The organism is Geobacillus sp. PK12 (genome assembly GCF_004123125.1).
Taxonomy (GTDB): Bacteria; Bacillota; Bacilli; order Bacillales; family Anoxybacillaceae; genus Geobacillus; species Geobacillus zalihae.
This window is the reverse complement of the sequence record NZ_SDKL01000005.1, coordinates 103,858-129,978: the sequence shown is the minus strand read 5'-3', so window position 1 is coordinate 129,978 and position 26,121 is coordinate 103,858. Positions and strand designations below refer to the sequence as shown.

Below are 26,121 nucleotides of genomic sequence, written 5' to 3'. Positions count from 1 at the left end.
GATGCTCGAAGGAAAAATTGCTCTTGTGACCGGGGCGTCGCGCGGCATTGGCCGGGCGGTCGCTCTGGAGCTTGCCCGCCAAGGGGCGAACGTTGCCGTCAATTACGCCGGCAGCGAGGCGAAAGCGAATGAAGTTGTCGAGGCCATCCGCTCGCTCGGCCGCGAAGCGATCGCCGTGCAGGCGGACGTCGCCCGCGCTGAAGATGTTGAGCGCATGGTGAAAACGACGATTGACCATTTTGGCCGCCTCGATATTTTGGTCAACAACGCCGGCATTACACGCGACAATTTATTGATGCGGATGAAAGAAGAAGAATGGGATGCCGTGATTAACACGAATTTAAAAGGGGTATTTCTTTGTACGAAGGCGGCAACGCGCCCGATGATGAAGCAGCGCTATGGGCGGATCGTCAACATTGCTTCGGTCGTCGGCGTGATCGGCAATCCGGGGCAGGCGAACTATGTCGCCGCCAAGGCCGGCGTCATCGGGCTGACGAAGACGGCGGCGCGCGAACTCGCCAGCCGCAACATCACCGTTAACGCCGTCGCACCAGGATTCATTACGACCGATATGACCGAAGCGCTCAGCCCGGAGCTGAAGGCGGAAATGTTAAAGCAAATTCCGCTCGCCCGCTTTGGCGAGCCGGATGATGTCGCCCGCGTCGTCGCTTTCCTCGCTTCCGACGCCGCGAGCTACATGACCGGACAGACGCTTCATGTTGACGGCGGCATGGTGATGCCGTAAGAAAAACAGCGCTAGTATTTTTTCTGCCAATCGACTATAATCATGAAGGGAGGTGAACGCAATGGCCGATGTATTGGAACGTGTAACGAAAATCATCGTTGACCGGCTGGGGGTTGACGAATCGCAAGTGACGCTCGAGGCGTCGTTTAAGGACGACCTGGGCGCTGACTCGCTCGACATCGTCGAACTCGTCATGGAACTTGAAGACGAATTCAACATGGAAATTTCCGATGAAGAGGCGGAAAAAATCGTCACAGTCGGAGACGCTGTGAACTACATAAAAAGTCGTCTGTAATGCCGCTTTTTTGCAAAGTCCCGTTGCTTCGAACGGGGCTTTCTCTGCTTTTTCAGGGATGCTCGGCGGGTCTTGCGGAAAAAAGCGCACGATTCCCGCTCGCGTAGCGGACCGGAGAACGGATATAATAGAAGAAGACACGGCCATTTTGTTCTGGAACGAAGTCGGAGGGCATTTTTATGTCAAAACAAAAAGATAAAGAGCGCATCCATGAAAAGAGGCGGGCGAAGTTTCAAGAGCTGCAAAAAAAAATCGGCATCACCTTTCGAAACGAAAAGCTGTTGATTCAAGCGTTCACCCATTCATCGTATGTGAATGAGCATCGGCGGCGGCTTCACGAAGACAATGAACGGCTTGAGTTTTTAGGCGATGCCGTGCTGGAGCTGACCGTTTCTCAATATTTATTTCAAAAGTTCCCGCATATGAGCGAGGGGCAATTGACGAAGCTGAGGGCGGCCATCGTCTGCGAGCCGTCGCTTGTGAAATTTGCCAACGCCCTGTCGTTCGGCGAGCTCGTCTTGCTCGGCAAAGGCGAGGAGCTGACCGGCGGGCGGACGCGTCCGGCGCTCTTGGCAGACGTCTTTGAGGCGTTCATCGGCGCTTTGTATTTGGATCAAGGAATGGACGCGGTCATCCGCTTTTTGGAGAAAACGATGTTTCCGAAAATTGATGAAGGTGCTTTTTCTCATGTGATGGATTTTAAAAGCCAGCTGCAGGAATTGGTGCAGCGGGACGGCAGCGGAACGCTTGAATACGCCATTTTGGAGGAAAAAGGTCCGGCCCACAACAAGGAGTTTGTCGCCCGCGTAGCGTTAAACGGCCAAGAGCTTGGCATCGGCGTCGGCCGCTCGAAAAAGGAAGCTGAACAGCATGCGGCGCAAATGGCGCTCGAAACGTTGCGGGCTGCCGATCAGCAGTGAAGGCTGGCGCTGTTACGTCAGTCTTTTTTCTGTGAACGTGCGAAGGGATGGAGAGCAAACGCTGCTCATGGGTGTTTCGATGAACATGCGCGCCTTGAGCGGGGGAAGAAAGGCGTTTTTTTCGATAGCTCATATGGTAGGATGAAAAGATCGAACGTCTCGGTTTCCCAAAAGGGCTCCGGGGTGTTTGTGTTGGATCACAGTGGAAAGATGGTGAGGCGTCATACCATGTTCCTGAAACGATTGGATGTGATCGGCTTTAAATCGTTCGCCGACCGTGTATCGATCGAGTTTGTCCCTGGTGTGACGGCGGTCGTCGGTCCGAACGGGAGCGGCAAAAGCAACATTACCGATGCGATCCGTTGGGTGCTCGGTGAGCAATCAGCAAAATCGTTGCGCGGGGCGAAAATGGAAGACGTCATCTTCGCCGGCAGCGAATCGCGCAAGCCGCTCAATGTGGCTGAAGTGACGATCACACTCGACAATGAAGACGGCTTTTTGCCGCTTGAGTACCAGGAAGTGAGCGTGACCCGGCGCGTCTATCGCTCGGGGGAGAGCGAGTTTTTCATCAACCGCCAGCCGTGCCGTTTGAAAGACATCGTCGATTTGTTTCTCGATTCCGGGCTCGGCAAGGAGGCGTTTTCCATCATCGGCCAAGGCCGGGTCGAAGAGATTTTAAGCAGCAAACCGGAAGAGCGGCGCACGATTTTTGAAGAAGCGGCCGGCGTGTTGAAGTACAAGCTGCGGAAAAAAAAGGCGGAGGCGAAGCTAGCGGAGACGCAAGACAACTTGCACCGCGTCAACGATATTTTGCACGAGCTCGAACAGCAGCTTGAGCCGCTCCGCATGCAGGCGTCGCTCGCCAAAGAGTTTTTGGAAAAACGCGAAGAGCTCGAGCGATTTGAAGTGGCGCTGATGGTTCACGACATCGAGCAGTTGCGCGGGCAATGGAATGAGTTGAAGGAAGCGCTTGATGGGCACCAGCGGGACGAAGTGGCGCTGGCGGCGGCGTTGCAGAAAATGGAAGCCCAAATCGAACAGCTGCGCGATCAAATGACCGCCATTGACGAATCGATCGACGGTTTGCAGCAAGTGCTGCTTTTAGCCAGCGAAGAGCTTGAGAAGCTCGAAGGGCGGAAAGAAGTATTGAAAGAGAGAAAAAAGCATGCCGCGAGGCGAAAAGCGCAGCTGGACGACATAACGGCTGCACTGGCTGCGAAACGGCGCCGCTTGACGGAGCAGCTGCATGCCGAGCGGGAGGAACTCGCCCGTCTTGAGGCGGGCGCCGCAGCGCTCGAGCGGGAGCTGAAAGAAAAACAGGCTTTGTTTTCGGCGCATGAAGCCGACATTGAAGAAGAAATCGAGCGGCGAAAAGGTGATTACATCGACCTTGTTCATGAACAGGCGGCGTTGAAAAACGAACGCGCACATGTGGAGCAGGCCATCAGCAAGCTGCATGCCAAACGGACGGCGCTCGATGAAGCGAACCGCCGCCATCTCGCCGAACGTGAACAGCTCGAGCAGAAGCGGGCGGCCTTATGGGCCGAGCAGACCCGCCTCGAACAGGCGCTGACGGAAGCGCATAACAGACAAGCCGCTCTCGCCGCGGCGCTCGCAGCGCAAAAAACGGAGCTCGAGCAGCATGAAGCGTTGCTGCATCAGGCGCGCCAATACCGGCAGCAAACCAAAGCGCGCCAGCAATGGTTGGAAGAGATGCAACATGATTATTCCGGTTTTGTCCAAGGAGTAAAAGAAGTATTAAAGGCGCGCGACCTTCTGCCCGGCATTCATGGCGCCATTGTTGAGCTCATTCGCGTGCCGGACCGCTATGAGACGGCGATTGAAACGGCGCTCGGCGGGGCGATGCAGCATATCGTCGTTGACAGCGAACAGGCGGCGCGGCAAGCGATTCACTATTTGAAAACGAACGGCTACGGGCGCGCGACGTTTTTGCCGCTTGACGTCATAAAAGCGCGCGCGCTTTCCGAACGGGAGCGGGCGGCGATTGACCGCCATCCGGCGTTTGTCGGCATTGCGAGCGAGCTCGTCGAATACGACCGCGCCTATAGGGCGGCGATCGCTCATTTGCTCGGCCATGTCATCGTGACAGCCGATTTAAAAGGCGCGAATGAGCTGGCCAAGCTTCTTCACTATCGCTATCGCCTCGTGACATTGGACGGTGATGTCGTCAGCCCTGGCGGGGCGATGACCGGCGGCGGGGCGGCGAAAAAGACCGCGTCGCTATTAAGTCGAAACCGCGAGCTTGAGACGCTTTCGGCCAAACTGCAGGAAATGGATGAAACGATCGCTCGGCTTGAGCGGGCTGTTGCCGCAAAACGACACGAGCTGGCGGAGCAGGAAGCGCAGGCGGCCGCGCTGCAAGAAGAGGTTGCGGCGCTTCGGGAGGCCCTGCAAAGACAAAAGGACGAGCAACGCGAGCTCGAATGGCAGAAAAAACGGATCGACGAGCGGCTCGCACTGTATGATGAAGAAAAGGCGAACGACGAGCGCGAAATGGCAGAGCTCAACCGCCGCCTCGGCGCCATTGACAGGCAGCTTGAGCAGCTTGCCGAGAAACTGCAGGCGATCGATGACGACATCAGCCGGCTGCAGGCGCAAAAACAGACGGAGCAAACGACGAAAGAGGCGCTCCAGGCAGCGATCACGGAGCAAAAAATCGCCTTGGCGGAAACGAAAGAGCGCGTGAAACATGCACGCCGGAAAGTGGAAGAATGGGAAGCGGAGCTTGCCGAAACGATCCGTGGGCTCAAAGAAGCAGAGCGCGAACGAGCCGCTTTGGATGCGGAAATGGAGGCGCCGGAATGGAACGAGGAAGAGATTGAGCAGCTGCGAAAGCAAAAGCTTGAGGACAAGCAAAAGACATTGGAGCTGATCGCGAGCCGTCGCGAACAGCGGCTCGATTTCCAACGCCGTCTTGAACATTTGGAACAGGAATGGAAAGAGACGAAGCGGCAGCATAAACAGCTCGCCGATGTCGTGAAAGACGAAGAAGTAAAGTTGAACCGGCTTGATGTGGAGCTTGAGAATTTGCTTGTCCGTCTGCGCGAAGAGTATGGGCTGTCGTTTGAAGCGGCTCGCTCCGCGTACCCGCTTGAGATCGGCGCCGATGAGGCGCGCAAGCGGGTGAAGCTGATCAAGCGCGCCATGGAGGAGCTCGGCACCGTCAACTTGGGGGCGATCGATGAATACGAACGAGTTTCCGAACGGCACCGCTTTTTAAGCGAGCAAAAAACCGATTTGGAAGAGGCGAAGGCGACGCTCCACCAAGTCATTGATGAAATGGACGATGAAATGAAAAAACGATTTTTCGCGACGTTTGAACAAATCCGCGCCCATTTTGGCGAGGTATTTGGCGAGCTGTTCGGCGGCGGGCGCGCCGATTTGCGGCTGACCGATCCGAACGACTTGCTTGAGACTGGGATCGACATCGTCGCTCAGCCTCCGGGGAAAAAGCTGCAACATTTAAGCTTGCTTTCCGGCGGCGAACGGGCGCTGACGGCGATCGCCCTCTTGTTTTCGATTTTAAAGGTGCGCCCGGTGCCGTTTTGCGTCCTTGATGAAGTCGAAGCGGCGCTTGATGAAGCGAACGTGCAGCGGTATGCCCAATATTTAAAACGGTTCAGCCGCGACACGCAGTTTATCGTCATCACCCATCGAAAAGGGACGATGGAAGAAGCGGACGTGCTGTACGGCGTCACGATGCAAGAATCGGGCGTCTCAAAGCTTGTTTCTGTCCGTTTGGAAGATTCGAAGGAGCTCGTGCGGTCATAATGGAAAGGAGGCGCTTTGGATGGGTTTTTTTCAAAAATGGAAAGAAAAATGGACAAAGCAAGCGGATGCCGTAACCGAAAAGTTTAAAGAAGGGCTGTCAAAAACGCGAAATTCGCTCGCCGGGAAAGTGAACGACCTCATCGCCCGTTATCGGAAAGTGGATGAAGAGTTTTTTGAAGAGCTTGAGGAAATTTTGATCGCCGCGGATGTGGGCGTCACGACCGTCATGGAACTTGTCGATGAGCTGAAAATGGAAGTGAAGCGCCGCAACATTCAAGACCCGGCGCAAATGCGCGACGTCATCGCCGAAAAGCTCGTTGACATTTACCGCGCCGGCGCCGATGACAACGAGCTTTCCGCCTTGAATATGCAAGAAGGCGGGCTGACGGTCATTTTGTTCGTCGGTGTCAACGGCGTCGGCAAAACGACAACGATCGGCAAGCTCGCCCATAAGCTGAAATCGGAAGGGAAATCCGTCTTGTTGGCAGCTGGCGACACGTTCCGCGCCGGGGCGATCGAGCAGCTCGAAGCGTGGGGCGAGCGCGTTGGGGTCGACGTCATTAAGCAGGCGGCCGGCTCCGATCCAGCGGCGGTCATGTATGATGCGATTCAAGCGGCGAAAGCGCGCGGCGTTGACGTATTGTTATGCGACACGGCCGGGCGGCTGCAAAACAAAGTGAATTTAATGAAAGAGCTCGAAAAAGTGAAACGCGTCATCAGCCGCGAAATTCCGGGCGCTCCGCATGAAGTGCTGCTTGTGTTGGATGCGACGACCGGGCAAAACGCGATGAGCCAAGCCAAGCTGTTTAAAGAAGCGACCGATGTGACCGGCATCGTGTTGACGAAGCTTGACGGCACGGCGAAAGGCGGCATCGTGCTTGCCATTCGCAACGAGATGGCCATCCCGGTGAAACTCGTCGGCCTCGGCGAGAAGATGGACGATTTGCAAGTGTTCGATCCAGAACAGTACGTCTACGGATTGTTTGCTGATTTGCTGGAATCATAAACAAGCCAACAGAGGGTGCTCCCAAAACAATGGAGCGCCCTTTGTTGTTACGTCCACGGGGGTGTAACCGATAAGCCCTTTGTCCGTTCCATCCCTTGACACCTTGCCGAAAAGACGGTACACTACATTTTTGTAAAGGTATTTTACTTAACAATGAGGGAGGGAGAGTCCGGTGCTGGAAAAAACGATGCGCATGAACTATTTATACGATTTTTACCAAGCGCTGTTGACGCCGAAACAGCGCAACTATATGGCGCTTTACTACTTGGACGACTACTCCCTCGGGGAAATTGCCGAACAATATGAGGTGAGCCGCCAGGCGGTGTACGATAACATCCGGCGTACAGAAGCGATGCTGGAGCAGTATGAAGAGAAGCTCGGGCTGCTGCGAAAATATGAACGGCGGCGGCAGATCATCGAGCGGCTGAAAGACTACATCAGCCGGCGCTACGGCGCTGACGCCGAATTGGCGGCGCTAGTCCGCGAGCTTGACGAACTTGATTAAAAAAGGGGGTGGCCGCCATGGCGTTTGAAGGACTGTCTGAACGTTTGCAGCAGGTGATGAACCGCATCCGCGGCAAAGGGAAAGTCACCGAAGCGGATGTCAAAGAGATGATGCGCGAAGTGCGCCTTGCGCTTTTGGAAGCTGACGTCAACTTTAAAGTCGTCAAAGATTTCATCAGACAGGTGAGCGAGCGGGCTGTCGGGCAGGAAGTGATGAAAAGCTTAACGCCGGGCCAGCAAGTGATCAAAATCGTCAAGGAAGAGCTGACGGCGTTAATGGGCGGTGAGCAAAGCCAAATCGCTGTCGCGAAGAAACCGCCGACCGTTGTGATGATGGTCGGGTTGCAAGGGGCCGGGAAAACGACGACCACCGGGAAGCTGGCCAACTTGCTGCGCAAACGGCATAACCGGAAGCCGCTTCTGGTGGCTGCCGACGTTTACCGCCCGGCGGCGATCAAACAGCTTGAGACGCTTGGCAAGCAGCTCGACATGCCTGTCTTTTCGTTAGGCGAGCACGCCAATCCGGTTGAAATCGCGAAACAGGCGCTCGAGCGGGCGAAAGAAGAGCATTATGATTACGTGCTCATCGACACAGCCGGCCGCCTCCACATTGATGAAGCGCTCATGGATGAACTGAAGCAAATGAAAGAAGCGGTCAAGCCGGATGAAATTTTCCTCGTCGTTGACGCCATGACCGGGCAAGATGCCGTCAATGTCGCACAAAGCTTCCATGAGCAGCTCGGCATCACCGGGGTGATTTTGACGAAGCTGGACGGCGACACGCGCGGCGGGGCGGCGCTGTCGATTCGCGCCGTCACCGGAGCGCCGATCAAGTTTGCTGGGATGGGCGAAAAACTTGACGCTTTGGAGCCGTTCCATCCGGAGCGGATGGCGTCCCGCATTTTAGGGATGGGCGATGTCCTGACGCTCATCGAAAAAGCGCAGGCGGCCGTCGACGAAGAGAAGGCGAAGGAGCTCGAACAAAAAATGCGCACGGCCACCTTCACGCTTGACGACTTTTTGGAGCAGCTCGGCCAAGTGCGCAAGCTCGGACCGCTTGACGAACTGATTAAAATGCTGCCGGGCGCCAACAAAATCAAAGGGCTCGCCAACATCCAAGTCGATGAAAAGCAAATCGCCCGCGTTGAGGCGATCATCCGCTCGATGACGAAAGAAGAGAAAACGCATCCGGAAATCATCAACGCTAGCCGCAAAAAGCGGATCGCCAAAGGAAGCGGCACGACGGTGCAGGAAGTGAACCGGCTTTTGAAGCAATTTGACGAGATGAAAAAAATGATGAAAATGATGACGAATATGCCAAAAGGGAAAAAGAAAGGATTCCGTTTTCCATTTATGTAAATGAAGATCTGTTAAGCGAAAAACCTTTACAAACGGAAAAAGAATTGTTAATATACTATCTTGTGTGAACTCTATACGGAGGTGCGTACTGACTATGGCAGTAAAAATTCGTTTAAAACGCATGGGGACAAAGAAAAAACCATTCTATCGCATCGTGGTTGCTGATTCGCGCTCACCGCGCGACGGTCGTTTTATCGAAACGATCGGCACGTACGATCCGGTCGCTGAGCCGGCGCAAGTGAAAATTGATGAGGAATTGGCGCTCAAATGGCTGCAAAACGGCGCCAAACCATCGGATACGGTGCGCAGCTTGCTGTCGAAGCAAGGCATTTTAGAGAAGTTCCATAACTTGAAATACGGCAAATAAGCGAGATGCACATGAAGCCGCTCATTGAAACGATCGTCAAGGCGCTTGTCGATCATCCGGAGGCGGTGGCGGTTGAGCGCCGCGAAGAAGAGACGGCCGTCATCTATGAGCTGTCCGTGCATGAAGACGACACTGGCAAAGTGATCGGCAAACAAGGGCGGACGATCCAGGCGATTCGCACGGTCGTTGCCGCCGCCGCGGCCGGATCGCCAAAGCGGGTTGTTGTGCAAGTGAAAGACAAAGGGTGAGGATGTTCCTCTCCCTTTTTTGATATGAGGCCAAAGGGCGCAAAAATGACCCGGGTGCCGTTCATTCCGTGTCAAAAGGGGGAAGAGGATGAAGCTCATTCAAACGGTTGAGGTGCGGCAAATCGTCACCGAACGGAGCAAACAAGAGCTTGCCGCCGCGTTTTTGGCGCGCAAGCAGCAGCTCGAGCGCGAGTGCGACCAGCTTCGTTTTGAACAGAAACGAATGGAGAAAAGCGGAAACTATCCGCCCGCTTTAGTGAAACAATATTTTGCCAAAGAGATCGACGAGCGGATGGAGAAAATGAAACTGCTTGAGTTTCAGCTCGAACAATTACATATGCTACCGTTAGGGAGCGAATTGAAAGAGCGGGAAGTCGAGGCGCTCGTTGAGGTGAACGTCGGCGACCGTTGGGAAGAGGTGACAAAAACGCGCGCCATCATCATTGAAGACGGCGTCGTCAAAGAGATTCGCTAAGAAGGGATGAACGCGATGGAACGATGGTTTAATGTCGGAAAAATTGTCAATACGCACGGCATTCGCGGCGAAGTGCGCGTCATTTCGCGCACCGACTTTCCTGAAGAACGGTATAAAAAAGGAAACAAGCTGTACATTTTCCGCGAACGGGACACGGAACCGATTGAAGTCACGGTGAAAAGCCACCGCGTCCATAAATCGTTTGACTTGTTGTCGTTTGAAGGCTATGACAGCATCAACGATGTGGAACGGTTTAAGGGAGCGATGCTGAAGGTGCCGGAAAGCCAGCTCGGCGAACTCGCGGAAGGGGAATATTATTTCCATGAGATCATCGGCTGCACTGTCGTGACAGAAGGCGGGGAGACCATCGGCGCGGTAAAGGAAATTTTGACTCCAGGGGCGAACGACGTCTGGGTCGTCCGGCGCGAAGACGGATCGGAAGCGCTCATTCCGTACATTGACGAGGTCGTTTTGCACGTCGATCCGGATCGGAAAACGATCATCATCCGGCCGATGGAAGGGCTGCTCGAGTGATGCGGATCGATATTTTAACGTTGTTTCCCGGCATGTTTTCCGGGGTGTTGAGCGAGTCGATTTTAAAGAAGGCGCAAGAAAAAGGGGCCGTCGACATCCGCCTTATTGATTTTCGCGAGTTTGCCGACAACAAGCATAAAACGGTCGACGATTATCCGTATGGCGGCGGCGCCGGCATGGTGCTCAAGCCGCAGCCGATTTTTGACGCGGTGGAACACGTGACGGCTGGATCGCCTGGCGCCCGCATCATTTTGCTTTGCCCGCAAGGCGAGCGCTACACGCAAAAAAAGGCGGAAGAGCTGGCGAAAGAAACGCATTTGGTGCTCATTTGCGGCCATTACGAAGGGTATGACGAACGCATCCGCCAATATTTAGCAACCGATGAAATTTCGATCGGCGACTATATTTTAACAGGTGGGGAACTCGGCGCCATGGTCATTGTCGACAGCGTCGTCCGTCTTCTCCCCGGGGTGCTCGGCAATGAGGCGTCGCCGGTCGATGACTCGTTCAGCTCCGGGCTGCTTGAGTATCCGCAATACACAAGACCGGCCGATTTCCGCGGCATGAAAGTGCCGGATATTCTGCTTTCTGGCAACCATCAGCTCATCGCCGAGTGGCGCGAGAAGGAATCGCTCCGGCGCACGTTTTTGCGCCGTCCGGACTTGCTCGATGAATATCCGCTTACAGACAAGCAAAAGCAATGGCTGAAAGAGTGGGAAAAGGAGCGCGAATAGCTATTGCCTGAGTCAACCGTTTATGCTATCATGTCTTTTGTGTGACCTTAAGCGATTGGCTTGAGGATGGAAAACGATGTTCCGCTGCAATGAAGAGATCATTGGCATGAACATCTGTGGAAGGAGTGGATCATGATGCATCATTTAATCCAAGAGATTACGAAAGAACAACTGCGGACGGATTTGCCGGATTTCCGCCCGGGCGACACGGTGCGCGTTCATGTGAAAGTCGTCGAAGGCAACCGCGAACGCATCCAAGTGTTTGAAGGTGTCGTCATTAAACGGCGCGGAGCGGGCATCAGCGAAACGTTCACGGTCCGCAAAGTGTCCTATGGCGTCGGCGTTGAGCGCACATTCCCGGTGCATACGCCGAAAATCGCCAAGCTGGAAGTCATCCGCCGCGGGAAAGTCCGCCGCGCGAAATTGTACTACTTGCGCGAACTTCGCGGCAAAGCGGCGCGCATCAAGGAAAATACGAACGCAGCGCAATAATGGACAACGGTGGATCACAGCGGAAAAGGAGCTTGCTTTCAAGCTCCTTTTTTCACTACCGCCAATGATGATTACGGTCGTGATCCACGACTGCAAACTTTGATTTAGGTGGGTGGACAATGGAACAGAAAAAAAGCGAATGGCGCGAATGGATGAAAGCGATCGTCGTTGCCGTCTTGCTCGCCGGGGGCATCCGCTACTTTATTTTCGCTCCGATCATCGTCGACGGTTATTCGATGATGCCGACATTACATAACCATGAGCGGATGATCGTCAATAAACTGGCGTATAAAATCGGCATGCCGCACCGTTTCGATATCATTGTTTTTCACGCTGAAGAAGGGAGAGACTATATTAAGCGAGTCATCGGCCTGCCGGGCGACCGAATTGAATACAAAAATGATACGCTCTATATCAATGGCAAGCCGTATGAAGAGCCGTATTTGGACGAGTATAAAAAGCAGTTGTCCGACGGCGGTCCACTGACGGAATCGTTCACTTTGGAGGAACTGACCGGGCGAAGCACGGTGCCGCCGGGGCATTTGTTTGTCATGGGCGACAATCGCCGTTTCAGCAAAGACAGCCGCCATATCGGCTTCATTCCGATGTCAAAAGTCGTTGGCAAGGCGAATCTTGTGTATTGGCCGCTTTCTGACGCCCGGATTGTGAAATAAACGAGGCAGGTGATGCCAATGACAGTGATTCAATGGTTCCCCGGCCATATGGCGAAGGCCAAGCGGGAAGTGCAAGAAAAATTAAAGTTGATCGACGTAGCGTTTGAGCTGCTTGACGCCCGTGTGCCGATGTCCTCGCGCAACCCGATGATCGACGAGATTCTCGGACAAAAGCCGCGCCTCATTTTGCTCAATAAGGCTGATATGGCCGATGAGGCGGTGACCGAACAGTGGATCCGCTATTTCCACGATCAAGGGCGGCTGGCTTTGCCCATCGATGCTCAAAGCGGAACAGGAGTCCGGCAAATCGCGGCGGCAGCGAAAGAGATGGTGAAAGACAAATTCGAGAAAATGCGGGCGAAAGGGATTAAAAACCCGCGCCCGGTTCGGGCGCTCATCGTCGGCATCCCGAACGTCGGCAAGTCGACGCTGATCAACCGGCTCGCCGGCCGCCATATCGCGAAAACCGGCGACAAGCCGGGGGTGACAAAAGCGCAGCAATGGATTAAAGTCGGCAAAGAAATGGAGCTGCTTGATACCCCAGGCATCCTATGGCCGAAATTTGAGGATGAGGACGTGGGCTACAAGTTGGCGGTGACCGGGGCCATTAAGGACGAAATTTTAAACTTGCAGGATGTCGCCGTCTATGCGCTCCGCTTTTTGTCGACCCACTATCCCAACCGGCTTGCGGAGCGCTACGGCCTTGATGACATTCCGGATGACATTGTCGCCTTGTTTGACGCCATCGGAAGGCGGCGCGGCTGCTTGACGTCAGGCGGCGCTGTTGACTACGATAAAGTGGCTGACATCGTTTTGTATGACATCCGCACGGAAAAATTAGGCCGCTTAAGCTTTGAAACGCCCGCTTCACGGACGTAGCGCGTCCGGCGGGCGTTTTTTGCCGGCGGCGCTTTACGGTCGGCCAAACAGAGCCGATAGTATAAGTAGAAGAGGGAGAGGAGCATGAAGCGGTATACGGTGAAAGACATTGAAGCGCTGCTTCCGAAGCTTGGCGAGGACGACCCGCGCTGGGAGATGCTGCGGCAGGATGAGCGAAAAAGCGTGCAGGCGCTTCTTGCCCGTTTTGAAAGGCAGAAAGCGCGCCGGCACGCCATCGAGCAGCGGTGGGAAGAACTAATGCGTTATGAGAGGGAACTATACGCCGCTGGCGTTAGACGGATCGCCGGCATTGATGAGGCCGGGCGCGGCCCGCTGGCCGGCCCGGTCGTCGCCGCCGCGGTCATCTTGCCGAAAGACGCCTATTTGCCGGGGCTTGACGACTCGAAGCGGCTGACGCCGGAAAAGCGCGAGGCATTGTTTGCGCAAATTGAAGCGTGCGCCGTCGCCATCGGCATCGGCATCGTCAGCGCGGCGGAGATCGATGAAAGGAATATTTACGAAGCGACAAGGCAAGCGATGGCGAAAGCGGTGAACGCCCTTTCCCCGCCGCCTGAACATTTGCTTGTTGATGCGATGGCGGTGCCGTGCCCACTGCCGCAACAGCGCCTCATAAAAGGAGACGCCAACAGCGCTTCAATCGCCGCTGCGTCGGTCATCGCCAAAGTGACGCGCGACCGGTGGATGAAAGAACTGGATCGCCGCTATCCACAATACGGGTTCGCGCGCCATATGGGCTACGGAACGCCGGAACATTTCGAGGCGATCCGCCGCTACGGCGTTACGCCTGAGCACCGTCGTTCGTTCGCACCGGTGAGGGAGGTGCTCGAGGCGAGCGAGCAGCTCTAGAAGAAGGGATGGGACGAAATGGTCGAGCGCATGGAGCGGACAATGCCAACGACCGCTGTCCGCGACGCGACATCCAGCCGGCGGTTTCAGCCGGGGCAGGCCGTCGTCGGCCGAGTGGAGCGGGTCGAGGAGATGGAAACCGGGGAGCGGGCGGCGCTCGTCCGCGCTGGCGGACAGCTTGTGCGCGCCCGTTTGGAGGCGCCGCTTGCCGTCGGACGTTTGTATTTGTTTGAAATTCACGAACGACAAGGAACAATTTATTGGAAAGCCATTCCCCTTTCCGAACCGGCGTCTGCTCCGTCAGGTGAAGAGGCGGTGCGCCGGTGGCAAAAAGCGTGGAAACTGCCGGATGCGGCGCTGCCGGTGCTCCGCCAAGCGCTGAAAGCTGGCGCGGCTGCAACGAAAGAGGAAATTGCCGCACTGACTGAAGCGGTGAAAGAGACCGGCCAGCCGGACGCGGCCGAAGACGTGCTCGCCCATTTGTTTCGCCGCCGGCTGCCGTTCTCTTCAGCCGTGTTTCGCGCGCTATGGGCAGCCAAAACCGGGGTGCCGCTCGCTGAGGGTTTGGGGAAACTGAAAGCGGCCATTGCCGCCCTTTCCGCCCATCCGGCGGCGCTTAAGCTCATCCGGGCGATGGAGAAGTTTCTTTCACCGCCGCTGTCCGCTTACGAGGCGGCCGTGCGTTTGTTGCTGTCAGGGGAGGAAGAGGCCGAAACGGCCCGCGCGCTTCTTGCCCGCCTTGGGCTCGCCCCGTTGCCGGAGGACCGCCGCTTGGCGCTTCGGGAGGCGGTGCAATGCCGCCGGTTTGCCGATATCATTCGGCAGCTCGGCTTGACGGACGAGGAGGCGTTTTTGGAACGGTGGGCCGCTCTCGATGCTGCCTATCAAAGCGGAGCGCTGCCCGCCGCGGAAGCGAAGTTGTGGGCGGCCGCTCGAGCGACGAGAGATCCGGCGCTGTCGCTGTTTTGCTGGCTGAGGCGAGCGGCCGTGCGGCTTGGGCTTGAGGACGAGGCGGCGCTCGTCCGTGTTGGGAAAATCGAGGATTTGCCTTCCGCCCCGTCGTTGAAACGGCTGCTTCTTCGCTTTCTTCATGAATCGGGGAGCGAAGGGGCCAAGAGGGCGGCCGAAGCGATTCTCGACCAGCTCGATGGCATGGCCATCGCTGCTGGCGGCGATGGGCTCATTGAGCACGTATGGATTTCGTTTCCATTGCCGCTTGGCGGCCGCAGCAGCGATTTTGCTGTGTGCTGGCAAGGAAGGAGGAAACAAGGCGGGCCGCTTGATGCCGATTACAACCGCATTGTTTGTTGCCTGACGCTTGAAGAGCTGGGAGAGGTGATCGTTGATATGCGCGTGCAACGACGGATCGTCCACATCTCCATTTTTCACGATGATCCGCGGTTGGCGGTTGCTGCCGCTCGGATGGCTCCGCTTGTCAAAGAGCGGTTTCAGGCGCACGGCTATGCGCTTTCAGGCATTGATGTAAAGGCAACGCGTTCCGCCCCTCCTCCGCCTTCCGTTTTTCTGTTTGCCGACAGTTGCAGCGAGGTGGATTGCCAAGCATGAACGAGGAGCGGAAAAAAGCAGTCGCCTTGTCTTACGATGCGGCACTTGACGCAGCTCCGATCGTCAAGGCGAAAGGGGTTGGCAAGGTCGCCGAAGCGATCATCGCCGCCGCCCGGCAGCACGGCGTGCCGATTCGCCAAGATCCGACGCTTGTTGAGCTGCTGGGGAAAGTGGAGATCAACGAAATGATCCCGGAGGAGCTGTACGCCTTAGTGGCTGAATTGTTCGCGTTTTTGTATCAGCTTGATCAGGAAGCGAAAGGAGAAAGAGCGGGGAAGGGGTAATTTTCCTATTCCCCGCTTTCTTAATTTTGCGGCGAAACGGTGGACAAGCGCGAAATGTTAGGTATAAAATGAAAGCGCTAAGACTTTTTTGATTTTATACATAGGAGGTTGGCGCATGAACATTCATGAATACCAAGCAAAAGAAATTTTGCGAAGCTATGGTGTGAGCGTGCCGAACGGCCGCGTCGCGTTCACGGTGGATGAAGCGGTCGAAGCGGCGAAAGAGCTCGGCGCGCCGGTGTGTGTCGTCAAAGCGCAAATTCATGCCGGCGGGCGCGGCAAAGCGGGCGGGGTGAAAGTGGCAAAAAGCCTCGAGGAAGTCCGTACATACGCCAGCGAATTGCTCGGCAAAGTGCTCGTCACCCATCAAACCGGCCCGGAAGGAAAAGAAGTGAAACGGCTGTTGATTGAAGAAGGGTGCGACATCCAAAAAGAATACTACATCGGCCTTGTCGTCGACCGCGCCACCTCGCGCGTCGTGTTAATGGGGTCGGAAGAAGGCGGAACGGAAATCGAAGAAGTGGCGGCGAAAACGCCGGAGAAAATTTTTAAAGAATACATCGATCCAGCCGTCGGGCTCCAAGCGTTCCAAGCGCGCCGATTGGCTTTCAACATCAACATTCCGAAGCATCTCGTCAACCAAGCGGTCAAATTTATGATGGGCTTGTACCAAGTGTTTGTCGATAAAGACTGCTCGATCGCCGAAATCAACCCGCTTGTCGTCACCGGCGACGGCAAAGTGATGGCGCTTGATGCGAAGCTGAATTTCGATTCAAACGCCTTATACCGCCATCCGGACATCCTTGAATACCGCGACTTGGATGAAGAAGACCCGAAAGAAGTCGAAGCGTCGAAATACGACTTGAACTACATCGCTCTTGACGGCAACATCGGCTGCATGGTCAACGGCGCCGGCTTGGCGATGGCGACAATGGACATCATCAAATATTACGGAGGCGAGCCGGCCAACTTCCTCGATGTCGGCGGCGGCGCCAGCGAGGAAAAAGTAAGGGAAGCGTTCAAAATCATTTTGTCCGACCCGAACGTCAAAGGCATTTTCGTCAACATTTTCGGCGGCATTATGAAATGCGATGTCATCGCGAGCGGCATCGTCGCGGCGACGAAGCAAGTCGGTTTGACGCTTCCGCTTGTCGTCCGACTTGAAGGAACGAACGTTGAGCTTGGGAAAAAGATTTTGCAAGAGTCGGGCTTAAACATTATTGCGGCCGAATCGATGGCGGACGGAGCACAAAAAATCGTCGAGCTAGTACGTTAAGAAAGCGAGGGAGACACGTGAGCGTTTTTGTCAATAAAGATACGAAAGTGATCGTACAAGGGATTACCGGTTCGCAAGGGCTGTTCCATACAAAGCAGATGATCGAGTACGGGACGAACATCGTCGGCGGCGTCACGCCGGGCAAAGGCGGCACGGAAGTCGAAGGCGTGCCGGTGTTTGACACCGTTTCCGAAGCGGTCGAAAAAACAGGCGCGAACGCCTCGGTCATTTACGTTCCGCCGGCCTTCGCTGCGGATGCCATCATGGAAGCGGTCGACGCGGGACTCGACCTTGTTGTTTGCATCACCGAAGGCATTCCGGTGCTTGATATGGTGAAAGTGAAACGGTACATGGAGGGCAAAAAGACGCGCCTCATCGGTCCGAACTGCCCGGGCGTCATTACGCCGGAAGAGTGCAAAATCGGCATTATGCCGGGCTACATCCATAAAAAAGGACATGTCGGCATTGTTTCCCGTTCCGGCACGCTGACGTACGAAGCCGTTCACCAACTGACGCAAGCCGGCATCGGCCAGTCGACGGCGGTCGGCATCGGCGGCGACCCGGTCAACGGCACAAACTTCATCGATGTACTGAAGGCGTTTAACGAAGACGAAGAAACGTACGCGGTCATTATGATCGGCGAAATCGGCGGCACGGCGGAAGAAGAAGCGGCCGAATGGGTGAAAGCGAACATGACGAAACCGGTCGTCGGCTTTATCGGCGGGCAAACGGCGCCTCCGGGCAAACGGATGGGCCATGCGGGCGCGATCATTTCCGGCGGCAAAGGCACGGCCGCAGAGAAAATCAAAAAAATGACCGAATGCGGCATTAAAGTGGCGGAAACGCCGGCCGTGATCGGCGAAACGCTCATTTCTGTGCTGAAAGAACGCGGCTTGTACGAGAAATGCAAAACGCACTAATGGTTTGGCCCCGCACGTTGCCGTGCGGGGTGTTGCATATCATGTCTATAGATGCAATTTGAAGCTTTCCCATTTGCCGCTTTTACAGAGCAATTGGATCGGCTGTCGGGCGACCGAACAACGCCGCTTAAAGACCCATGTATGGGTCTGTGAAGCGGGTGGCTGTTCGGTCTTCCGTCACGCCAAGGCGTGACGGGGAAGCCTGCGGCTTGCCTCCGACAGTCGAAAAAATAGACAGGCGACTTTTCCGTCAAGGATATGTTAAACGTTTTCGTTGCACCGATCGATCCATGCTGAAGGTGAAAAAAGAAAGGGGATCAGTATGTACGATACGGTCCGCGACCGACTTATCCATCTCCATCATTGCCGCGGGGCAGGATGGAAGACGATTCATTCCTTGCTGAAGGTTGATCCGACGCTCACCGCTCCATTTTCTCTGCCTCCTCATGATCTCCGCCCGCTCGTTCCGCTTTCCGACGCTCAATGGACCGCTTTTTTCCATGATTTGCATTCCATCGATGTGCAACGTGTGATAAAAACATATATGGACCGGTGCATTCATGTGGTCACCGTGTTTGATCATGACTATCCGCCGTTGCTTCGGCATATTTATGCCCCGCCGTGGGTGCTGTATGCAAAGGGGGCCCCCGCTTTGCTTCAGGAGCGGAAACTGATCAGCATCGTCGGCACGAGGCGGCCGACGAAAGAAGGAATCGAAGCGTTGAACAAATTGGTGCCGCCGCTTGTTGCCGCCGGCTTTACGATCGTCAGCGGGCTCGCGTTTGGGATTGACGTGTGCGCCCACCAACTCGCCGTCCAGCATGGCGGGTCGACGATCGCCGTCATCGCTGGGGGACTTGACCACATTTATCCGAAAGAACATCGACCGTTCGCCGCCCTGCTGATGAACGAACAGTTGGTCATCGCTGAGCATCCGCCGGCAACGCGCCCACAGGCATGGCAGTTTCCCGCGCGCAATCGCATCATCAGCGGGCTGTCGCTCGGCACGCTTGTCGTGCAGGCGAAGCGAAAAAGCGGTTCGCTCATTACCGCCGCGTATGCGCTTGAGCAAGGGCGGGAAGTGTTCGCCGTCCCCGGCCCGATCGGTTTGGCGGAATCCGCTGGGCCGAATACGCTCATTCAGCACGGGGCAAAACTAGTGCAAGAAGCGGCGGACATTTTGGATGAATTCCCGTACGTGTAATGCACATGTTTGACAAATGCGGCAATAATCATTAATAATAATGAAGATTTCAATTTACCTCCTAGGGGTGGAAGATGGATGTCAGACTACTTAGTTATCGTCGAATCGCCAACGAAAGCGAAGACGATCGAACGATACTTGGGAAAAAAATATACAGTCAAAGCGTCGATGGGCCACGTCCGCGATTTGCCAAAAAGCCAAATGGGCGTTGATATAGACCACGGCTACGAGCCGAAATACATTACGATCCGCGGCAAAGGCCAGGTGATCAAAGAGTTGAAAACGGCGGCGAAAAAAGCGAAAAAAGTGTTTCTTGCCGCCGACCCCGATCGCGAAGGAGAGGCGATCGCCTGGCATTTGGCCCACATGCTCGATCTGGACATTCACTCTGATTGCCGCGTTGTCTTTCATGAGATCACGAAGGATGCGATTCAGCAATCGTTTCAAAAGCCGCGCGCGATCAATATGAATCTTGTTGACGCCCAGCAGGCGCGGCGCGTGCTCGACCGCCTCGTCGGCTATAACATCAGCCCGCTCTTATGGAAAAAGGTGAAAAAAGGATTAAGCGCCGGCCGCGTCCAATCGGTGGCGCTGCGCCTCATCATCGATCGGGAACGAGAAATTCGCGAATTTCAGCCGGAAGAATATTGGACGATTCAAGCGACGTTTCAAAAAGAAGGAGAGACGTTTGCCGCCTCGTTTTACAGTATTGACGGACAAAAGCGCGATTTAAAGACGGAGGCGGATGTGAAAGCCGTGCTGGACCGCTTAAACGGAACGGCATTTGCGGTGAAAACGGTGACAAAACGAGAGCGCAAGCGCAGCCCCGTGCCGCCGTTTACGACGTCGTCGCTTCAGCAGGAAGCGGCGCGCAAACTGAATTTCCGGACGAAAAAGACGATGATGATCGCCCAGCAGCTGTACGAAGGAATCGATCTTGGCAGCGAAGGGACGGTCGGTTTGATCACGTATATGCGCACCGATTCAACGCGCGTCGCCGAGACGGCGCAGCAAGAGGCGGCGGCATATATCGAGGCGACGTTCGGCGCTATGTATGTCAACCAGGAAAAGCGGAAAGAGAAGAAAAGCACGAACGCCCAAGACGCCCATGAAGCGATCCGCCCGACATCGGCATTTCGCGATCCGGACAAAGTGAAACCGTATTTGACGCGCGACCAGTTTCGGTTGTATAAACTCATTTGGGAACGGTTCATCGCCAGTCAAATGGCGGCCGCCGTGCTTGACACCATGAGCGTCGAGTTGGAAAACAACGGTGTCGTGTTCCGCGCCAGCGGCTCGAAGGTGAAATTTCCAGGGTTTATGAAAGTGTATATTGAAGGAACGGACGATCAAGCGGAAGAGCAGGACCGTATCCTCCCGGATTTGGAAGAAGAGGAAACAGTTGAGAGCGAAACGATCGAATCGAAGCAGCACTTTACGCAGCCGCCGCCGCGCTACACGGAAGCCCGCCTCGTCAAAACGTTGGAGGAACTCGGCATCGGCCGCCCGTCGACGTATGCCCCGACGCTTGATACGATCCAAAAACGCAACTATGTCGTCCTTGAGAACAAGCGGTTTGTCCCGACCGAGCTCGGCGAAATCGTTGTCGAGCTGATGCTCGAATTTTTCCCGGAAATTATCGATGTCGAGTTTACGGCGAAAATGGAAAAAGAATTGGACGAAATTGAAGAAGGGAAAGTGGAATGGATCAAAGTCGTCGACGAGTTTTACCGCGAATTTGAAAAACGGTTGAAAGTGGCGGAAAAAGAAATGCGCGCAGTTGAGATTAAGGATGAGCCGGCCGGCATTGACTGCGAGGTGTGCGGCAGTCCGATGGTGTACAAAATGGGCCGTTTCGGCAAGTTTATCGCCTGCTCGAATTTTCCGGAATGCCGCCATACGAAGCCGATTGTCAAAGAAATCGGCGTCAAGTGCCCGAAATGCCGCGAGGGCAACATCGTCGAGCGCAGCACGAAAAGAAAGCGGGTGTTTTACGGCTGCGACCGTTTCCCGGATTGCGACTTCGTCTCGTGGGATAAACCGCTCGCCCGCCCGTGTCCGAAATGCGCGGGGCTGCTTGTGGAGAAAGAGCTGAAAAAAGGTGTGCAAGTGCAATGCACGGCGTGCGACTATGAAGAGCGGCTAGAAGCTTGAAAAGGCATCGGATACAATTCAGAATTTTATAAAAAAACAGTTGCGTTCATGCGGATGAATATGGTACGATGTAGTAGCCGTTGCGGGGTGAGGCGATGGAGAATTCGAAACTTGCGTTACAATTATTCATGGAATATTTACAAATCGAGAAAAATTATTCACAATATACTATTGTGTGTTACCGGCGTGACATTGAGCAGTTTTTCCGGTTTATGGATGAGGAAGGAATCGGCGCGCTCAATGAAGTGTCCTACAGCGACGTTCGTTTATATTTGACGAAACTATACGAGCAACAGTTGGCCAGCCGTTCGGTCGCCCGCAAAATTTCGAGTCTGCGCAGCTTTTACAAGTTTTTGTTGCGCGAAGGGCGGGCGGCCGAAAATCCGTTTGCGCTCGCGACACTGCCGAAAAAAGAGCAAAAAATTCCTAATTTTTTATACCCAAAAGAATTAGAAGCATTGTTTCTTGTCAATGATGAAAATACGGCCCTAGGCCAGCGCAATGCGGCGCTGGTTGAGTTGTTGTACGCGACTGGCGCTCGGGTTAGTGAATGTTGTCACATACAGCTGTCTGATGTCGATTTTGTTGCGGAAACCGTGCTCATTCACGGCAAAGGAAACAAGCAGCGCTACGTTCCGTTCGGCCGTCCGGCCCGCGAAGCGCTTGAACGGTATATCCATAGGGGCCGACGCGAACTGACAAGAAAGCTGCCGGCGGACCACCGCTATTTATTTGTCAACGCCCGAGGCAATCCGCTCACGCCTCGGGGAGTGCGCCATATTTTGGATCGGATTGTCGAAGCCGCTGCGCTGACGCAAAACATCAGCCCGCACGTGCTTCGGCATACGTTTGCGACTCATTTGCTCAACGAAGGGGCCGATCTCCGTTCGGTGCAGGAACTGCTCGGTCATGCGCATTTGTCATCGACGCAAGTGTATACACATGTAACGAAAGACCGGCTGCGGCATATTTATTTGCAGGCGCATCCGCGGGCGTAACCCGCAGGCAAGGAGGGGAAATGATGGGAGCCTTTCATGCGACGACAATTTTTGCCATCCGCCATAACGGCGCATCCGCCATGGCTGGAGACGGCCAAGTGACGTTCGGCAATGCGGTCGTCATGAAGCATACAGCGAAAAAAGTGCGGCGGCTGTTCCAAGGAAACGTGCTCGCCGGTTTTGCCGGCTCCGTCGCTGACGCGTTTACGCTGTTTGAAATGTTTGAAGGCAAGCTCGAACAATGGAATGGCAACTTGCCGCGCGCGGCGGTTGAGCTGGCGAAAGAGTGGCGGAGCGATAAAGTGTTGCGCCGCCTCGAGGCGATGCTCATTGTTATGGACAAACAGCATTTGTTGCTTGTCTCCGGCACGGGCGAAGTGATTGAGCCGGATGATGGCATGCTTGCCATCGGCTCGGGCGGTCAGTATGCGTTGGCTGCTGGGCGTGCGTTGAAGAAGTACGCCGGCGGCTCGATGACCGCGAAAGAGATTGCCAAGGCGGCGCTCGAGATCGCCGCTGACATTTGCGTTTATACGAACGGCCATATTATTGTTGAAGAGCTGTAAAAAGGAGGAGGCCGATGATGGCGGAAACGTTGACTCCACGGCAGATTGTCGAAAAGCTCGATCAGTTCATCGTCGGGCAAAAAGAGGCAAAAAAGGCGGTGGCGATCGCGCTTCGCAACCGGTACCGCCGCAGTTTGCTCGATGAAAAATTGCGCGATGAAGTGATGCCGAAAAACATTTTAATGATCGGCCCGACCGGGGTCGGGAAGACGGAGATCGCCCGCCGGCTCGCCAAACTCGTCGGCGCCCCGTTCATCAAAGTCGAAGCGACGAAATTCACCGAAGTCGGTTATGTCGGGCGCGACGTCGAATCGATGGTGCGCGATTTGGTGGAAACGTCAGTTCGGATCGTGAAAGAACGAAAAATGAACGAAGTGAAAGACAGGGCTGAACAGCAGGCGAACAAGCGGCTTGTTGAACTGCTCGTTCCGGGCAAGCCAAAGCAGACAATCAAAAATCCGCTTGAGCTGCTGTTTGGCGGCCAAGGAGCCCAAGCGGACAACAGCTACAGCCATGAGGATGAACAGGTGGAACAAAAGCGGCGCCAAGTTGCTTGGCAGCTGGCAAACGGGCAGTTGGAAAACGAGATGGTGACGATTGAAATCGAGGAACAGACGCCGTTATGGTTTGACTTTTTGCAAGGGGCAGGCATTGAGCAGATGGGGATGAACATGCAGGACGCCTTGAGCAGCCTCATGCCGAAGCGGCGCAAAAAGCGGCGTCTCAAAGTGAGTGAAGCGCGCAAAGTGCTCATCAACGAGGAAGCGCAAAAGCTGATCGACATGGATGAAGTGACGCAAGAGGCCGTCCGCCTGGCTGAGCAGTCCGGCATCATTTTTATCGATGAAATCGACAAAATCGCCCGCAGCGGAGCGGTGTCCGGCTCGGCCGACGTCTCGCGCGAAGGGGTGCAGCGCGACATTTTGCCAATTGTCGAAGGGTCGACCGTCATGACGAAGTACGGACCGGTGAAAACAGACCATATTTTATTCATCGCCGCCGGCGCGTTCCATATGGCGAAGCCGTCGGATTTGATCCCTGAGCTGCAAGGCCGTTTCCCGATCCGCGTCGAGCTTGCGAAACTTTCGGTCGACGATTTCGTAAGAATATTAGTCGAGCCGAATAACGCGCTCATTAAACAATATCAAGCTCTTTTGGCAACAGAAGGTATAAGTCTTGAATTTTCTGACGATGCTATTCGTAAGATTGCCGAGGTGGCGTTTGAAGTAAACCAGACGACCGACAACATCGGTGCGCGCCGGTTGCACACGATTTTGGAAAAACTGCTGGAAGACTTGCTGTTTGAGGCGCCGGACATCGGAATCGACAAGGTCGTCATCACACCGCAATATGTCGAGCAAAAACTCGGCAGCATCGTCAAAAACAAAGATTTAAGCGAGTTTATTTTATGAGGAGGAGATGAAATCCATGAACTTGCTAGAGAAAACGCGGAAAATCAACGCCATGTTGCAAAAGGCGGCCGGGCGGCCGGTCAATTTTAAAGAAATGGCAGAAACGCTTTGCGAAGTGATTGAAGCCAATGTGTTTGTCGTCAGCCGCCGCGGCAAACTGCTTGGATTCGCCATTAAACAATCGATTGAAAACGAACGGATGAAGCGGATGCTGGAGGAGCGCCAGTTTCCGGAAGAATACACGAAAAACTTGTTCAACATTACGGAAACGTCTCCTAATATTGATATTAATAGCGAATATACGGCGTTTCCAGTGGAAAATCGTGACTTGTTCAAAACCGGCTTGACGACGATTGTTCCGATCAACGGCGGAGGCGAGCGGCTCGGCACGCTCATTTTATCGCGCCTTGACCGCGAGTTTGACAATGACGATCTCATTTTGGCTGAATACGGTGCGACGGTCGTCGGCATGGAAATTCTGCGTGAAAAGGCGGAAGAAATTGAAGAGGAAGCGCGCAGCAAGGCGGTCGTGCAAATGGCGATCAGCTCCCTTTCTTACAGCGAGCTTGAGGCGATTGAACATATTTTTGAAGAGCTTGACGGAACGGAAGGGCTGCTTGTCGCGAGCAAAATCGCCGACCGCGTCGGCATCACCCGCTCGGTCATTGTCAATGCTCTGCGCAAACTAGAAAGCGCCGGCGTGATCGAATCGCGCTCGCTCGGCATGAAAGGAACGTACATTAAAGTATTGAACGACAAGTTTTTAAGCGAACTGGAAAAATTGAAATCGAGCTGAACGGCGTAGCCGCCTAAGCCCGCTGGGTATTTTGGCCCGGCGGGTTTTTTGTTGTTGGCAAACATCTTTGGCATCGTTTTTCTGTAATGGCATCGTCGAAAAATAGTACCAAGTTCCGTCTATACATTAGGTTTTCTTTCCCGTAAAATGAAAATTAGCAGAAATTGTCGAAAAATAGGAGAAAAGAGGGGATTCCATTGGCGCTCTTTTCAGCGACGATCGGTTGGCTTGAACAAGGGCTTCGCTACGCTGCGCTTCGCCAACAGGCGATCGCCGACAACATCGCCAACGCCGATACGCCGGGCTATAAGGCGAAAGATGTGCGCTTTCAGGCTGAATTGGAACGGGCGTTTCGGCTTGAGGCCAAACGGACGAATCCGAAGCATTTTTCGTTTCCAAACGAACAAAATGGAAAAATCATCGTGACGACGGACACAACGGTGAGTTACAATCATAATGGAAACAGTGTCGATATTGATCAAGAAATGTCAAAACTAGCAGAAAACCAAATTTATTACAATGCCTTAATCGAGCGGCTCAACGGCAAATTTACCACGTTGAAAACCGTGATTAAAGGAGGGAAATAACGGGTGTCTTTGTTTCAAAGTCTAAACATTTCGGCTTCGGCGTTGACCGCCCAACGGTTGCGCATGGACGTGATTGCCTCCAACATCGCTAACGTCGATACGACGCGCGCCCGCCTTGTCAACGGCGAATGGGAGCCGTACCGTCGCAAAATGGTCATCATCGAACCGCAGAGCGGGTCGTTTTCGGGCTATTTGCAGGCTGCGCTCGGCCGTGCCGACGCGGTGGACGGCGGAGTGCGGGTGCGCGAAATTGTCGATGATCCGGCGCCGTTTAAACTCGTCTACGACCCGAATCACCCGGATGCGGGCGCCGACGGCTATGTGCGTCTGCCAAACGTCGACCCGCTGAAAGAAATGGTGGACTTGATCGGGGCGACGCGTTCGTATGAGGCGAACGTTACGGTGTTGAATGCTTCGAAAGGAATGCTCATGAAGGCGCTCGAGATCGGGAAATAGCATGCGAGGGG

At 54.7% G+C, this 26,121-nt stretch carries 28 protein-coding genes; all 28 read left to right on the top strand.

Annotated features, from left to right (window positions below; translation table 11 throughout):
- The first annotated feature begins 1 nt into the window (after position 1).
- The 28 genes from fabG to flgC all read left to right on the top strand — a co-directional run bounded on the left by fabG (position 2) and on the right by flgC (position 26,110).
- On the top strand, positions 2 to 745 hold the full coding sequence (gene fabG, locus ETR37_RS03830) for a 3-oxoacyl-[acyl-carrier-protein] reductase (protein ID WP_013523380.1): 744 nt from the start codon (positions 2 to 4) through the stop codon (positions 743 to 745).
- Positions 746 to 806: 61 nt separating this feature from the next.
- Positions 807 to 1,040 carry an acyl carrier protein gene (locus tag ETR37_RS03825; RefSeq protein ID WP_011230691.1) on the top strand — a complete coding sequence of 78 codons (234 nt, stop codon included), beginning with the start codon at positions 807 to 809 and terminating at the stop codon, positions 1,038 to 1,040.
- Between the two features lie 179 nt (positions 1,041 to 1,219).
- A complete protein-coding gene (gene rnc / locus ETR37_RS03820; protein WP_013523381.1) occupies positions 1,220 to 1,960 on the top strand; it encodes a ribonuclease III in 741 nt (246 codons plus the stop codon).
- A gap of 228 nt (positions 1,961 to 2,188) precedes the next feature.
- Positions 2,189 to 5,752: a chromosome segregation protein SMC gene (gene smc, locus ETR37_RS03810; RefSeq protein ID WP_015374398.1), complete on the top strand. Its 3,564-nt coding sequence runs from the start codon at positions 2,189 to 2,191 to the stop codon at positions 5,750 to 5,752.
- Positions 5,753 to 5,771: 19 nt separating this feature from the next.
- Positions 5,772 to 6,758: a signal recognition particle-docking protein FtsY gene (gene ftsY, locus ETR37_RS03805; protein ID WP_129446914.1), complete on the top strand. Its 987-nt coding sequence runs from the start codon at positions 5,772 to 5,774 to the stop codon at positions 6,756 to 6,758.
- Between the two features lie 172 nt (positions 6,759 to 6,930).
- Complete coding sequence (locus tag ETR37_RS03800) at positions 6,931 to 7,263, top strand: putative DNA-binding protein (RefSeq protein ID WP_011230695.1); 333 nt, start codon at positions 6,931 to 6,933, stop codon at positions 7,261 to 7,263.
- Between the two features lie 17 nt (positions 7,264 to 7,280).
- Positions 7,281 to 8,621, top strand: coding sequence for a signal recognition particle protein (gene ffh / locus ETR37_RS03795; protein WP_011230696.1), 1,341 nt, complete (start codon positions 7,281 to 7,283; stop codon positions 8,619 to 8,621).
- A gap of 94 nt (positions 8,622 to 8,715) precedes the next feature.
- Complete coding sequence (gene rpsP, locus ETR37_RS03790; RefSeq protein WP_011230697.1) at positions 8,716 to 8,988, top strand: 30S ribosomal protein S16; 273 nt, start codon at positions 8,716 to 8,718, stop codon at positions 8,986 to 8,988.
- A gap of 11 nt (positions 8,989 to 8,999) precedes the next feature.
- Positions 9,000 to 9,236, top strand: coding sequence for a KH domain-containing protein (locus ETR37_RS03785; RefSeq protein ID WP_011230698.1), 237 nt, complete (start codon positions 9,000 to 9,002; stop codon positions 9,234 to 9,236).
- A gap of 88 nt (positions 9,237 to 9,324) precedes the next feature.
- Positions 9,325 to 9,711 carry a YlqD family protein gene (locus ETR37_RS03780; RefSeq protein WP_011230699.1) on the top strand — a complete coding sequence of 129 codons (387 nt, stop codon included), beginning with the start codon at positions 9,325 to 9,327 and terminating at the stop codon, positions 9,709 to 9,711.
- Between the two features lie 15 nt (positions 9,712 to 9,726).
- Complete coding sequence (gene rimM / locus ETR37_RS03775; protein WP_015374399.1) at positions 9,727 to 10,245, top strand: ribosome maturation factor RimM; 519 nt, start codon at positions 9,727 to 9,729, stop codon at positions 10,243 to 10,245.
- Positions 10,245 to 10,979, top strand: a complete 735-nt coding sequence (trmD, locus tag ETR37_RS03770; protein WP_011230701.1) for a tRNA (guanosine(37)-N1)-methyltransferase TrmD — start codon at positions 10,245 to 10,247, stop codon at positions 10,977 to 10,979. The genes rimM and trmD overlap by 1 nt, the downstream gene beginning before the upstream one ends.
- A 135-nt stretch (positions 10,980 to 11,114) precedes the next feature.
- Positions 11,115 to 11,471: a 50S ribosomal protein L19 gene (rplS, locus tag ETR37_RS03765; RefSeq protein WP_013145772.1), complete on the top strand. Its 357-nt coding sequence runs from the start codon at positions 11,115 to 11,117 to the stop codon at positions 11,469 to 11,471.
- Between the two features lie 119 nt (positions 11,472 to 11,590).
- Positions 11,591 to 12,145, top strand: coding sequence for a signal peptidase I (gene lepB, locus ETR37_RS03760; protein ID WP_013145771.1), 555 nt, complete (start codon positions 11,591 to 11,593; stop codon positions 12,143 to 12,145).
- 12 nt (positions 12,146 to 12,157) lie between these two features.
- On the top strand, positions 12,158 to 13,024 hold the full coding sequence (ylqF, locus tag ETR37_RS03755; RefSeq protein WP_013145770.1) for a ribosome biogenesis GTPase YlqF: 867 nt from the start codon (positions 12,158 to 12,160) through the stop codon (positions 13,022 to 13,024).
- A gap of 84 nt (positions 13,025 to 13,108) precedes the next feature.
- Positions 13,109 to 13,891 carry a ribonuclease HII gene (locus ETR37_RS03750; RefSeq protein WP_013523388.1) on the top strand — a complete coding sequence of 261 codons (783 nt, stop codon included), beginning with the start codon at positions 13,109 to 13,111 and terminating at the stop codon, positions 13,889 to 13,891.
- 18 nt (positions 13,892 to 13,909) lie between these two features.
- Positions 13,910 to 15,457: a flagellar hook-length control protein FliK gene (locus tag ETR37_RS03745; protein WP_025039274.1), complete on the top strand. Its 1,548-nt coding sequence runs from the start codon at positions 13,910 to 13,912 to the stop codon at positions 15,455 to 15,457.
- Positions 15,454 to 15,741, top strand: a complete 288-nt coding sequence (locus tag ETR37_RS03740; RefSeq protein ID WP_011230707.1) for an EscU/YscU/HrcU family type III secretion system export apparatus switch protein — start codon at positions 15,454 to 15,456, stop codon at positions 15,739 to 15,741. The genes ETR37_RS03745 and ETR37_RS03740 overlap by 4 nt, the downstream gene beginning before the upstream one ends.
- A gap of 115 nt (positions 15,742 to 15,856) precedes the next feature.
- Complete coding sequence (gene sucC, locus ETR37_RS03735) at positions 15,857 to 17,017, top strand: ADP-forming succinate--CoA ligase subunit beta (protein WP_011230708.1); 1,161 nt, start codon at positions 15,857 to 15,859, stop codon at positions 17,015 to 17,017.
- A 17-nt stretch (positions 17,018 to 17,034) separates the two neighbouring features.
- Positions 17,035 to 17,937, top strand: coding sequence for a succinate--CoA ligase subunit alpha (gene sucD / locus ETR37_RS03730; protein WP_015374401.1), 903 nt, complete (start codon positions 17,035 to 17,037; stop codon positions 17,935 to 17,937).
- A gap of 322 nt (positions 17,938 to 18,259) precedes the next feature.
- Entirely contained in the window at positions 18,260 to 19,141 is an 882-nt protein-coding gene (gene dprA / locus ETR37_RS03725) for a DNA-processing protein DprA (protein ID WP_015374402.1), read from the top strand.
- 78 nt (positions 19,142 to 19,219) lie between these two features.
- Positions 19,220 to 21,295 carry a type I DNA topoisomerase gene (topA, locus tag ETR37_RS03720; protein WP_015374403.1) on the top strand — a complete coding sequence of 692 codons (2,076 nt, stop codon included), beginning with the start codon at positions 19,220 to 19,222 and terminating at the stop codon, positions 21,293 to 21,295.
- Positions 21,296 to 21,390: 95 nt separating this feature from the next.
- Positions 21,391 to 22,293, top strand: a complete 903-nt coding sequence (xerC, locus tag ETR37_RS03715; protein ID WP_015374404.1) for a tyrosine recombinase XerC — start codon at positions 21,391 to 21,393, stop codon at positions 22,291 to 22,293.
- A gap of 23 nt (positions 22,294 to 22,316) precedes the next feature.
- Positions 22,317 to 22,859, top strand: a complete 543-nt coding sequence (hslV, locus tag ETR37_RS03710; protein WP_011230713.1) for an ATP-dependent protease subunit HslV — start codon at positions 22,317 to 22,319, stop codon at positions 22,857 to 22,859.
- Between the two features lie 17 nt (positions 22,860 to 22,876).
- On the top strand, positions 22,877 to 24,271 hold the full coding sequence (hslU, locus tag ETR37_RS03705; protein WP_015374405.1) for an ATP-dependent protease ATPase subunit HslU: 1,395 nt from the start codon (positions 22,877 to 22,879) through the stop codon (positions 24,269 to 24,271).
- A gap of 16 nt (positions 24,272 to 24,287) precedes the next feature.
- Positions 24,288 to 25,067 carry a GTP-sensing pleiotropic transcriptional regulator CodY gene (codY, locus tag ETR37_RS03700; protein WP_011230715.1) on the top strand — a complete coding sequence of 260 codons (780 nt, stop codon included), beginning with the start codon at positions 24,288 to 24,290 and terminating at the stop codon, positions 25,065 to 25,067.
- Positions 25,068 to 25,264: 197 nt separating this feature from the next.
- Positions 25,265 to 25,654: a flagellar basal body rod protein FlgB gene (flgB, locus tag ETR37_RS03695; RefSeq protein ID WP_011230716.1), complete on the top strand. Its 390-nt coding sequence runs from the start codon at positions 25,265 to 25,267 to the stop codon at positions 25,652 to 25,654.
- Positions 25,655 to 25,657: 3 nt separating this feature from the next.
- Positions 25,658 to 26,110, top strand: coding sequence for a flagellar basal body rod protein FlgC (gene flgC / locus ETR37_RS03690; protein WP_013145762.1), 453 nt, complete (start codon positions 25,658 to 25,660; stop codon positions 26,108 to 26,110).
- Positions 26,111 to 26,121 lie beyond the last annotated feature (11 nt).

Coding starts and splice junctions, on each gene's coding strand:
- topA (WP_015374403.1), top strand. CDS start 19,220: ATGTCAGACTACTTAGTTATCGTCGAATCGCCAACGAAAGCGAAGACG.
- ETR37_RS03780 (WP_011230699.1), top strand. CDS start 9,325: ATGAAGCTCATTCAAACGGTTGAGGTGCGGCAAATCGTCACCGAACGG.
- hslV (WP_011230713.1), top strand. CDS start 22,317: ATGGGAGCCTTTCATGCGACGACAATTTTTGCCATCCGCCATAACGGC.
- rimM (WP_015374399.1), top strand. CDS start 9,727: ATGGAACGATGGTTTAATGTCGGAAAAATTGTCAATACGCACGGCATT.
- ETR37_RS03825 (WP_011230691.1), top strand. CDS start 807: ATGGCCGATGTATTGGAACGTGTAACGAAAATCATCGTTGACCGGCTG.
- dprA (WP_015374402.1), top strand. CDS start 18,260: ATGTACGATACGGTCCGCGACCGACTTATCCATCTCCATCATTGCCGC.
- rpsP (WP_011230697.1), top strand. CDS start 8,716: ATGGCAGTAAAAATTCGTTTAAAACGCATGGGGACAAAGAAAAAACCA.
- ETR37_RS03750 (WP_013523388.1), top strand. CDS start 13,109: ATGAAGCGGTATACGGTGAAAGACATTGAAGCGCTGCTTCCGAAGCTT.
- smc (WP_015374398.1), top strand. CDS start 2,189: ATGTTCCTGAAACGATTGGATGTGATCGGCTTTAAATCGTTCGCCGAC.
- fabG (WP_013523380.1), top strand. CDS start 2: ATGCTCGAAGGAAAAATTGCTCTTGTGACCGGGGCGTCGCGCGGCATT.
- lepB (WP_013145771.1), top strand. CDS start 11,591: ATGGAACAGAAAAAAAGCGAATGGCGCGAATGGATGAAAGCGATCGTC.
- ffh (WP_011230696.1), top strand. CDS start 7,281: ATGGCGTTTGAAGGACTGTCTGAACGTTTGCAGCAGGTGATGAACCGC.
- sucC (WP_011230708.1), top strand. CDS start 15,857: ATGAACATTCATGAATACCAAGCAAAAGAAATTTTGCGAAGCTATGGT.
- trmD (WP_011230701.1), top strand. CDS start 10,245: ATGCGGATCGATATTTTAACGTTGTTTCCCGGCATGTTTTCCGGGGTG.
- codY (WP_011230715.1), top strand. CDS start 24,288: ATGAACTTGCTAGAGAAAACGCGGAAAATCAACGCCATGTTGCAAAAG.
- xerC (WP_015374404.1), top strand. CDS start 21,391: ATGGAGAATTCGAAACTTGCGTTACAATTATTCATGGAATATTTACAA.
- ETR37_RS03745 (WP_025039274.1), top strand. CDS start 13,910: ATGGTCGAGCGCATGGAGCGGACAATGCCAACGACCGCTGTCCGCGAC.
- rplS (WP_013145772.1), top strand. CDS start 11,115: ATGCATCATTTAATCCAAGAGATTACGAAAGAACAACTGCGGACGGAT.
- ftsY (WP_129446914.1), top strand. CDS start 5,772: ATGGGTTTTTTTCAAAAATGGAAAGAAAAATGGACAAAGCAAGCGGAT.
- rnc (WP_013523381.1), top strand. CDS start 1,220: ATGTCAAAACAAAAAGATAAAGAGCGCATCCATGAAAAGAGGCGGGCG.
- ETR37_RS03785 (WP_011230698.1), top strand. CDS start 9,000: ATGAAGCCGCTCATTGAAACGATCGTCAAGGCGCTTGTCGATCATCCG.
- ylqF (WP_013145770.1), top strand. CDS start 12,158: ATGCCAATGACAGTGATTCAATGGTTCCCCGGCCATATGGCGAAGGCC.
- ETR37_RS03740 (WP_011230707.1), top strand. CDS start 15,454: ATGAACGAGGAGCGGAAAAAAGCAGTCGCCTTGTCTTACGATGCGGCA.
- hslU (WP_015374405.1), top strand. CDS start 22,877: ATGGCGGAAACGTTGACTCCACGGCAGATTGTCGAAAAGCTCGATCAG.